This is a genomic window from Pseudonocardia sp. McavD-2-B (assembly GCF_024124365.1).
Classification (GTDB): Bacteria; Actinomycetota; Actinomycetes; order Mycobacteriales; family Pseudonocardiaceae; genus Pseudonocardia; species Pseudonocardia alni.
This window is the reverse complement of record NZ_JAMXSG010000230.1, coordinates 1-9,733: the sequence shown is the minus strand read 5'-3', so window position 1 is coordinate 9,733 and position 9,733 is coordinate 1. Positions and strand designations below refer to the sequence as shown.

The window sequence follows — 9,733 nt, the reverse complement described above, 5'->3', positions numbered from 1 at the left end:
GGTCGGTCGCCAGTACCGGGTGCGCCCCGGCCCGGGCGGCCACCAGCGACGGCAGACCCAGCCCGCAGCCCAGCTCCAGCACCGAGCGTCCGGCCAGCAGGTCGGGACCGGCGTCGTCCAGCGCCGTCGCCAGCGCCCGCCCGGACGGCCACAGCCGCGCCCAGTGCGGCGGGTGCAGCTCCTCCACACCCTCGCCGACGGCGACCGGGTCGAACGCGACGGCCTCCGGGTCGGCGGGACGCAGCAGGTCCAGCGGCCCGCCCGGGAGCCCGACCCGCTCGTGCACCCCCGGGTCAGACACCGGCGCGGTGGGTGAACCGGCCGCCGACGAGCGTCGCCGCGACCGGCATGGCCCGCAGCGTCGCCGGGTCGCAGGAGGTCGGGTCGGCGTCGGTCAGCACGAGGTCGGCGGGCGCGCCCACGACGACCGCGGCGGCCGAGCCGTCGACCACCCCGAACGACGCACCCAGCGCGGTCGCCCGGTCGATCTCCTGCTCGGGGTGCCAGCGGTCCCGGTCGTCGGCGGTGCGGTGCACGGCCGCGGCGAGCGCGATCCACGGGTCCAGCGGCGCCACCGGGGCGTCGGAGCCGAGCGCGAGGCGGGCCCCGGCACGGTGCAGCGTCGCGAACGCGAACGCCCGGCCGGTGCGGCCCGCCCAGAGCCGGTCGGCGACGTCGCGGTCGTCGAGGGCGTGCTCGGGCTGCACGCTCGCGACCAGGCCGAGCCCGGCGAAGCGGGGCACGTCGTCGGCGGTGAGCAGCTGGGCGTGCTCGACCCGCCCGCGGGCGCCGGTCCCGGCGAACGCGTCGAGGACCAGGGTGTTGGCGTGGTCGCCGATGGCGTGCAGGGCCGCGGTGAGGCCGGCCGCGTGCGCCCGGGCCAGCAGCGGCCGCAGCTGTGCCGGCGGGACCAGCAGCAGCCCGCACGGGTGCTCGAGGGGATTCTCCGGCGGCGCGGGGTAGGGGTCGTAGCAGTAGGCGGTGCGGGTGTTGAGCGACCCGTCGGTGATCACCTTCAGCGGGCCCGCGGTGAGCAGGCCCCCGGTGCCCTCGACGACGTCGCCGCTGCGCAGCCCGGTGGCCAGGGCGTCGTCGAGGCGGTCGGGCCACACCGACGCCTCGACCCGCAGCCCGGTCGTGCCGCCGGCGATCCGGCGCCGCCAGTCCGGCAGCGACCACGGCGCCTCGAAGTCGACGACGCCGACCACCCCGCGCGCCGACGCCGCGGCGACGGCGTCGGCGACGAACCCGTCGAGGACCTCGGTCGGTGCGTCCTGGAGCGCGGGGGAGACGACGGCGAAGAACTCCGACTCCCGGATCCGGCCGGTCGGGTGCCCGCCGTGCCCGAAGCGGGCCAGCGCGGCGCCGTTGAGCCACCCCTGGTGCAGGTCCCCGGACACCAGCACGACCGGGGTGTCACCGGTGACCGGGTCGAGCAGCGAACGGTGCGCCTCGTCGGGCCACAGCGCGTCGCGGAACCCGAACCCGACCAGCACCTCACCGGCGGCGGGCGGTGCGGTCGCCATCCGGGCCGCGACGAGTGCCACGGCGTCGGCGGCCGAGCGGGCGCCGGACACGTCGAGCCTGCGGCGGGCCAGCGCCCACTGCGCCATGTGCACGTGGTGGTCCCACAGTCCGGGGAGCAGCGCCCGCCCGTCGCACCCGACGACCTCGGCGCCGCCCGGGTCGAGCCCGGCGCCCACGGCGCGCACCCGGCCCCCGGCCAGGAGCACGTCGACGGGGTCGCCCAGGCCGTCGCAGCCGGGCCGCAGCGGCCGCACCGACCGCAGCAGCACGGTGTCCGTCGCCACGGTGCCCGTCGCCACGGTGCCCGTCGGCACGCCGCTCATCCCTGGAACGGGCGGTCCCGCCCGGTCCAGCGGTCCTCGTCGCGGCGGTAGACCGGGATCGGCTTCTCGGCGACTCGGAAGGTGTAGCGCCCAGCCTCCTCGACGACCTCGCCGTCGGTGGCCAGCATGCTCGGCTCCAGCAGCTCGACGTCGAGGCTGGGCACCTCCCGCTGGTGGTAGACCCGGCTGTGCCCCAGGGCCCCCAGGATCAGCGCGAGGACGACCCGCAGCCGGGAGAACCGCACGTCGGCGCGCAGCCAGCGGACGTCGAGCAGGCCCGAGTCCAGCGTCGGACGCCAGGCGGGCACCGCGCCGCGCGGGTGGTACGGGCCGTTGCCCACGAACAGGAACCAGACCTTGTACCAGCGGTCCCCGAGCCGGACCGAGATCTTCTCCGAGCGCTGCAGCACCGTGATCAGTGCCGCGGCGAACGCCGGCCACTTGCCGTAGCGCGGCTGCCACTGCTCGCGCAGCCGCACCAGCTCCGGGTAGGAGCCGATCGAGGCGGTGTTGATGAAGTAGCGGGTGCGGGTGACCGAGACGTCCTCGGGGTCGTCCAGGCGGCCCGGATGGGCCTCGACCAGGGCCAGGTCGACCGCGACGGCCTCGCCGGCCTGGGTGGCGTCGACGGCCTCCTGGGTGTCGTAGACACCGACGTCGCGGGCGAAGTGGTTCAGGGTCCCGCCGGGCACGACGACCAGCGGCAGGCCGTGCCGGTCCGCGACCGCGGCGGCGGTGGCGACGGTGCCGTCCCCGCCCGCGACGCCGACCGCCTGCACCCAGGAGCCGAGCCGGTCCAGGGCGTCGGTCAGCATGTCCTCGACCTTCACCCCGTCACCGACGACGAGGTGGTGCGCGGCGGGCAGCCGCTCGCGGACCTCCTCGGACACGTCCTGGTCGGGCGGCCCGGAGAACGGGTTCGAGACGATGACCAGGCCCTCGCCCTGCGGCAGGACCGGGACGGAGTCGATCGGGCGGGCCCGGGCCTCGTCGCTGGGACGCACCGGCCACCAGCGGTTCGTCAGTTTCGCCACGCCGGTGCCGATCGCCGCCCCGACGAGCACGTCGGAGGTCCAGTGCACGCCCACGTGCACCCGCGACCAGCCCACCAGCGCCGCCAGCGGCACCACGACCGGTGCGGCCCGGCGGTTCTCCATCACCACCGCGGTCGCGAACGCCGCGGCCGAGGCGGCGTGCCCCGACGGGAACGACGACGACGACGGCGGGTCGGCCACCGTCCGGTAGACGGGCAGCTCCGCCGCGGCCGGCCGCCGGCGCGGCAGCAACGGCTTGAGCAGCGCGTTCGCGGTGAGGCTGGTCAGCGCGATGGAGGCGACCCCGCGCATCGCCGCCTTGCGCCCGGCGCCGCGGCGCACCGCCATCAGCGCCGCGATGGTGAACCACAGCACGCTGTGGTCGGCGGTGCGGGTGAGCCGGCGCAGCGAGGTGTCCACCCGGCTCGGCGGACGGCTCGCGATGTAGTCGGTCACCGCCCGGTCGGCCCGGGAGACCGAGTCCACCCCGCGGTCCAGACGACGGGACCTGCGGGCGACGCGTTCGAACCATCCACTCACAGTCGTGACAGTAGAGGGGGTCGGGCGCCTACCCTGAACGGCATGCAGCGTCGGATCTTCGGGGTCGAGACGGAGTTCGGTGTCACGTGCACCTTCCACGGGCAGCGCCGACTGTCCCCGGACGAGGTGGCGCGCTACCTCTTCCGCCGGGTGGTGTCGTGGGGCCGGTCCTCCAACGTCTTCCTCCGCAACGGTGCCCGTCTCTACCTCGACGTCGGGTCGCACCCCGAGTACGCCACCGCGGAGTGCGACTCGCTGACCCAGCTCGTGTCGCACGACAAGGCCGGTGAACGGATCCTCGAGGACCTGCTCGTCGACGCCGAGCGGCGCCTGGTCGACGAGGGCATCGGCGGGGACATCTACCTGTTCAAGAACAACACCGACTCCGCGGGGAACTCCTACGGCTGCCACGAGAACTACCTCGTCGCGCGGCAGGGCGAGTTCTCCCGGATCGCCGACGTGCTCCTGCCGTTCCTGGTCACCCGCCAGCTCATCTGCGGTGCCGGGAAGGTTCTGCAGACCCCGCGCGGCGCCGTGTACTGCCTGTCCCAGCGGGCCGAGCACATCTGGGAGGGCGTCTCCTCGGCGACGACCCGGTCCCGGCCGATCATCAACACCCGCGACGAGCCGCACGCCGACGCCGAGCGCTACCGGCGGCTGCACGTGATCGTCGGCGACTCGAACATGTCCGAGGTGACGACCCTGCTCAAGGTCGGGTCGGCCACCCTGGTGCTGGAGATGATCGAGGCCGGCGTCCAGTTCCGGGACTTCACCCTGGACAACCCGATCCGCGCGATCCGCGAGATCAGCCACGACCTCACCGGGCGCCGCCCGGTGCGGATGGCCGGCGGCCGGGAGGCCTCCGCGCTGGACATCCAGCGCGAGTACCACGCCCGCGCCGTGGAGTACCTGGAGGCGACCGGGCACCCGGACCCGGCGATGGCGCGCGTCGTCGAGCTGTGGGGCCGCACCCTCGACGCCGTCGAGTCCCAGGACCTGTCGAAGATCGACCGGGAGATCGACTGGGCGATCAAGCACCGGCTGGTGGAGCGCTACCGGGCCAAGCACGACCTGGAGCTGTCCAGCGCCCGCGTCGCCCAGCTGGACCTGGCCTACCACGACGTCCGCCGTGGTCGCGGCCTGTTCGACATGCTGCAGCGCAAGGCGCTGGTCGACCGGGTCACCGACGACGGCGAGATCGAGGCCGCCAAGGACACCCCGCCGCAGACGACCCGGGCGAAGCTGCGCGGGGACTTCATCGCCGCCGCGCAGGCCGCCGGGCGGGACTTCACCGTCGACTGGGTGCACCTGAAGCTGAACGACCAGGCCCAGCGCACCGTGCTGTGCAAGGACCCGTTCCGTGCCGTCGACGAGCGGGTGGACCGCCTGATCGCCTCGCTCTGACCGCGGCTCCGGGGTGGGTGGACACCCACCCCGGGGTACGGCTCAGTCGGGCTGGGCGATCCGACCGAACCGCGATTCCTCCGGATCGGCGAACACGTGCAGCCCGAACCGTGACGACAGCTCCCGGCAGACCGCGACGCCGCGCACCGAGTTCCCGTGCCGGTCCAGGCCGGGGGAGTACACCCCCAGCCCGAACCAGCTCGGCAGCACCCCCATGATCCCGCCGGACACCCCGCTCTTGGCCGGGATGCCGACGTCGTGCGCCCACTCGCCTGCGGCGTCGTACATCCCGCACATGCTCATCACACTGATCACCGTGCGCAGGTGCTCGCGGGGCAGCGCCCGTTCCCCGGTCAGCGGGTTGACCCCGCCGTGGGCCAGCGTGGCGCCCATCGTCGACAGCTCCGGTGCGGTGACCGTGATCGAGCAGGCGGCGAGGTAGACGTAGAGAGTGTCGTCGATGTCGCCGTGCAGCATGCCCAGGCTCCGCATGAGGTAGCTGAGCCCGAGGTTGCGGTCGTTGGAGACCAGCTGCTCGTCGAGGACCGCGCGGTCGATCTCCAGCGACGGGTTGCCGGTGTAGACCCGGTTGCGCTCCAGGAGCCGCTCGGCGCGCTCCTCCTTGGTGGCCCCCTTGACCATGTTCGCCGCGACCAGCGCCCCCGCGTTGATCATCGGGTTGAACGGGCGGTGGTGCGTCTCGTCGAAGGAGATGGAGTTGAACGGGTCCCCCGACGGCTCGACCCCGACCCGGCGCAGCGTCTCGGCCAGGCCGTTGTCCTCCAGCGCGAGCCCGTAGGTGAAGACCTTCGAGATCGAGTGCAGCGGGAAGCGGACGTCGCAGTCGCCGACCTGCCACTGCGTGCCGTCGACGTTCGTACCGGCCAGGCCGAACTCCTCGGCCCGGGCCTCCATCTCGGGCGGGTAGTAGCTGACGACCTCCTCGCCGGGCAGCAGGATCCCGCTGCCGGCGGTGCAGGTGCTGCGGAGGTCCTCGAACTGCTGCTGGACCAGTTCGCGTTCGGCCTGCGCGACCATCGGTGTCCCTTTCGTCGGGGGTGTCCGGTCGCACCGTAGCGAGCGCGCGGCTCAGGTGTGGCGCAGCGGCCAGGTCGCCCACACGACCGGAGCGTCACCCGGGCCGGCGCACACGGTCGCCCCACGGCCGTCGGACGTGGCGTCGGCGACGGTCTCCCCGGACGACGACCTGCCGCGGTGCGGTCCGAGCGCGTGCCCGACCCACGTGACGCCGTCGCGACGGGTGCACCACTCCCGGAACGTCCCGGCGACGACCGCCGCGACGGTGTGCTCGAGCTCGTCGGCGACCTGCGACCAGGTGTCGTCGCAGGCGTCGCACCCGCACGGCGGCAGGTGCGCGGACAGCAGGTGCCCGGCCCGGACGACGACGCCCGGGAAATCCGTCCACACCAGCGTCACCGTGGCCGCGTCCGGGTCGCGCGGGCGCAGCGTCGTCGCCCGGACCGCGCCCGGCTCGTCCCGGGCGGGGGCGTCCTCGTGCTCGACATCGACGTCGTAACGGGCGGCCAGGTGCGCGACGACGGCGTCGGCGACGGTGTGCAGCGGCCGGAACCGCTCGGAGTGGGTCACCACCGAGTAGCTGTCCTCCGGCGGGCCGTCCGGACCCCAGCGGCTCCCGTGCGGGACGACCGTGCCGGTGGCGTCGTGGAACACGGCGGCCGGCACGTCCGGTCGCCGGTAGGTGTCCATGCCCGGCAGGGTGCCGGACCCCGCGGGCCGGGCGCACCCGGAATCCCCGGGCCCGGCTCGGCGACGCCACGGGGGCGTCCGGTCACCGGACCTACGGCCCGGGCCGCCGCGGGGCCGGGATCCGGGCCGCGGGTCGCCACAGCCGCTCCCAGCCCATGTCCGCGAAGCAGGGACCCTGGGTGGCCTCGGAGAACTTGATGTCGTTGTGCCCGGCGTTCCACTCCAGTACGACGGGCCGCTCGTCGGCGTCGACGGTCAGGTCCCACCCGACGCAGCGCGCGAACGGCATCCCCCGGTGCAGCTGCAGCACCGCGGCGACGCACCCGTCGAAGCCCGGCACGGTGGTCCCCGTGAACCCCGCGCCGGAGTCGGGGTGGGCGTCGACGCGCGTCCAGCGCGGGGTCAGGCCGTGGTCGGCGAGCCGGCCGGTCGTGGTGTCCACGGCGACGCGCACGTGGCTGTCGGAGCGCACGTGGGTGTCGGCGGCGCGCCCGAACCGGAGGTAGGCGGCCCGGACCGAGGCGACGCCGTCGTCGGTCACGACGGTGGTGACCCGCATCGTCGCCACCGAGCCCGGGGTGAACCCCGCGAGCAGCGGGTGCTGGTCGACCCAGCTCTGGAACACCCCCGACGGCAGCCCGCCGAGCTGGTCGGGGTCGAACCCCGACCGGTGCAGCACCCGTACCCCGGCGCCCTGGATCGAGTCGTCGGACTTGAACACCGCCCGGTCGGAGCCGGCGAACAGCACCGACGCGAGCCCGGCGTGGTCGAGGTGGCGCAGGTCGCGGTCGTAGAGGCCGCCGTTGACCCAGTAGGCGACGTCGGCGAACAGGTCGGACTGCAGCAGCCGCCGCGACAGCGGCTTGAGCTTCGAGACCTCGCCGTAGGGCCCCTGCACCGCGGGGAGCACGACCCGGCCGTAGTAGTTGTCGGGGATCCAGCCCTCCCGGAACTCCCCGGCCACCGCGGCGTAGACCCGCAGCCAGGGGGCGTAGCCGCGCCAGCCCAGCACGTCGCCGGCCCAGGCGTCGCACGCCCGGGCCGTCGCCGGGGCGGACGGACCGCGCTCGGCCTCGATCGCGGCGAGGAGCGCCGCAGCCTCCCCGCGGTGGCGGCGGTGGAACCGGAAGGCCCCGGCCCGGCGCAGCGCCCGGTCCGCGACGACGTCCAACGTGGCCATGCGTGCCCTGCTCCCGGTGTCGACGACGATGTCCCGCAGAGGACTCGTCCGCCGCGCCGGATCGTTAGAGCCCGTCGGGCAGCCAGCCGTCGCCGGAGGGGTACATCTCGGTCGCCTCCTCCCGCCGGCCCGGGCGCACGATCCGGCCCAGCCGCGACTCCGACGGGTCGGCGAACACGTGCAGCCCGAACCGGTCGGACAGCTCCCGGCACACCGCGATCCCGCGCACCGAGTTGCCGTGCCGGTCCAGCCCGGGGGAGTAGACGCCGACCCCGATCGCGTCCGGGATCGCCGCCAGAATCGCCCCGGACACGCTCGACTTGGCCGGGATGCCGACCTCGTAGGCCCACTGCCCGGCGGCGTCGTACATGCCGCACATGCTCATCACGCTGAGCACGTCACGGGTGTAGCTTCGCGGCAGCGCAGGCACCCCGGTGAACGGGTTCGCCCCGCCCCGGGCCAGGGTCGCCGCCATCGTCGACAGCTCCGCGGCGGTGACGGTCACCGAGCAGGCCGCCAGGTAGACGTACAGGTTGTCCTCGATGTTGCCGTGCAGCATCCCCAGGCTGCGCATCAGGTAGGACAGCGCGACGTTGCGGTCGTTGGAGACCAGTTGCTCGGCGAGGATGTCCTCGTCGACGGCCAGGTCGGGGTTGCCCGCGTAGATCCGCAGCCGGGTCAGCAGCCGCTCGACCTTCTCCTCCTTGGTGGCGCCGTGCACCAGGTTCACCGCGACCAGCGCCCCCGCGTTGATCATCGGGTTGAACGGGCGGTGGTTGACCTCGTCGAAGCTGATCGAGTTGAACGGGTCGCCGGAGGGCTCGACCCCGACCCGCAGCAGGACCTCCTCGCGGCCGTTGTCCTCCAGCGCCAGGCCGTAGGTGAACACCTTGGAGATCGAGTGCAACGGGAAGCGGACCCCGGCGTCGCCGACCTCCCACTGGGTGCCCTCGATGTCGGTGGCGGCCAGCCCGAACAGCTGCGCCTGCCCGGCCATCGACGGCGGGTAGTACGCGACGACCCGCCCGTCGGGCACCCCGCCGGGGCTCCCGACCGCCCGGTGCAGCTCCTCGAGCTGCCGCTGCACGATCGCGCGCTCGGCCTGCTGCTCCATCGGCGCCCCTCCTCGCGGACCGGTCCGTCCGGTGCGGAGCGCAAACTAGATCACCGGTGCCGGATCACTCGATCCCGGGCATGATCCGGCGGCGCAGCTCGGCCAGCTCGTCCTGTACCTCCGGGTCGGCCGGGCCCGCCTTCTCCGGCGCCGGGGCGATCCCCATCGACCGCAGCAGCCCGGTCGCGGCCGCGGCCGGGTCCCCGGTCTCCCCGAGCACCGGGTGCAGACCCTGGTCGGCCAGGTGGTGGAACACCAGGTTCACCACGGTCCACGGGTTGAATGTCTCCTGCTCACCGGACATGCGCCACCTCCACGTGCCGGTGCGGCCGCGGCGCCGCACCCGGGGTCGAGCCTTTTCCGTACGCGCGTCGCCGTCAACGACCCTGTCGCAGGATGAGACACCCCGGCGCGGTCCCGGGTGCCCGCGGCCCGGGGCGCCCGATCCGTCCCGTCCGGCCTGGCTACGATGCCCGTCGTGTCCTCCGCCCGCGCCGAGCGACTGGTCAACCTGGTGCTCTGCCTGATGTCGACGCGCCAGTACCTGTCCGCGGAGCGGATCCGGTCGATCGTCCCCGGCTACGCCGACGGCGCCGGCGACGAGGCGTTCTTCCGGATGTTCGAGCGGGACAAGGCCGAGCTGCGCGAGCTGGGCGTGCCCCTGGAGACCGGCCACAACTCGGTGTTCGACACCGTCGAGGGCTACCGGATCGCCCGGGCCGACTACGAGCTCGGCGAGATCCACCTCGACCCGGACGAGGCGACCGTCGTCGCGCTGGCCGGGAACCTGTGGGACTCCCCGGAGCTGGCCGGCGCCGCGCACGGGGCGCTGGTGAAGCTGCGCGCCGCGGGCGTCGAGGTCGCCGAGACCCCGGCCGCGGCG

At 74.2% G+C, this 9,733-nt stretch carries 10 protein-coding genes; 2 read left to right on the top strand and 8 right to left on the bottom strand.

The window, feature by feature from the left end; all coding sequences use genetic code 11:
* The 3 genes from NH602_RS23595 to NH602_RS23585 form a co-directional block, all read right to left on the bottom strand.
* On the bottom strand, nt 1-301 hold a 301-nt coding region (locus NH602_RS23595), incomplete at its 3' end, for a methyltransferase (protein WP_374210255.1).
* Nucleotides 294-1,841 carry an amidohydrolase gene (locus NH602_RS23590; protein WP_253068928.1) on the bottom strand — a complete coding sequence of 516 codons (1,548 nt, stop codon included), beginning with the start codon at nt 1,839-1,841 and terminating at the stop codon, nt 294-296. The genes NH602_RS23590 and NH602_RS23595, both read right to left, overlap by 8 nt.
* Nucleotides 1,842-1,846: 5 nt before the next feature.
* Entirely contained in the window at nt 1,847-3,424 is a 1,578-nt protein-coding gene (locus NH602_RS23585) for a phosphatase PAP2 family protein (RefSeq protein WP_253068927.1), read from the bottom strand.
* A gap of 42 nt (nt 3,425-3,466) precedes the next feature.
* On the opposite strand from NH602_RS23585, the gene pafA reads away from it, so the two are divergent.
* Nucleotides 3,467-4,828 (top strand): Pup--protein ligase, encoded by a 1,362-nt coding sequence (pafA, locus tag NH602_RS23580; RefSeq protein WP_073574841.1) that lies wholly within the window; start codon nt 3,467-3,469, stop codon nt 4,826-4,828.
* Nucleotides 4,829-4,870: 42 nt separating this feature from the next.
* Here pafA and glsA (NH602_RS23575) read toward each other — a convergent pair whose 3' ends face one another.
* From glsA (NH602_RS23575) to NH602_RS23555, 5 genes are all read right to left on the bottom strand, one after another.
* The gene (glsA, locus tag NH602_RS23575; protein WP_179759843.1) at nt 4,871-5,866 is read right to left on the bottom strand and encodes a glutaminase A; all 996 of its coding nucleotides are present in this window, start codon (nt 5,864-5,866) and stop codon (nt 4,871-4,873) included.
* A 51-nt stretch (nt 5,867-5,917) separates the two neighbouring features.
* A complete protein-coding gene (locus NH602_RS23570) occupies nt 5,918-6,556 on the bottom strand; it encodes a DUF6226 family protein (RefSeq protein WP_253068926.1) in 639 nt (212 codons plus the stop codon).
* Nucleotides 6,557-6,647: 91 nt separating this feature from the next.
* Entirely contained in the window at nt 6,648-7,736 is a 1,089-nt protein-coding gene (locus NH602_RS23565; RefSeq protein ID WP_218899173.1) for a sugar-transfer associated ATP-grasp domain-containing protein, read from the bottom strand.
* A gap of 64 nt (nt 7,737-7,800) precedes the next feature.
* Nucleotides 7,801-8,850, bottom strand: a complete 1,050-nt coding sequence (glsA, locus tag NH602_RS23560) for a glutaminase A (protein ID WP_073574844.1) — start codon at nt 8,848-8,850, stop codon at nt 7,801-7,803.
* 64 nt (nt 8,851-8,914) lie between these two features.
* On the bottom strand, nt 8,915-9,154 hold the full coding sequence (locus tag NH602_RS23555; RefSeq protein ID WP_073574845.1) for a hypothetical protein: 240 nt from the start codon (nt 9,152-9,154) through the stop codon (nt 8,915-8,917).
* Nucleotides 9,155-9,328: 174 nt separating this feature from the next.
* Here NH602_RS23555 and NH602_RS23550 point away from each other — a divergent pair.
* Nucleotides 9,329-9,733: helix-turn-helix transcriptional regulator (locus NH602_RS23550; protein ID WP_374210254.1), on the top strand; the 405-nt coding region annotated here is incomplete at its 3' end.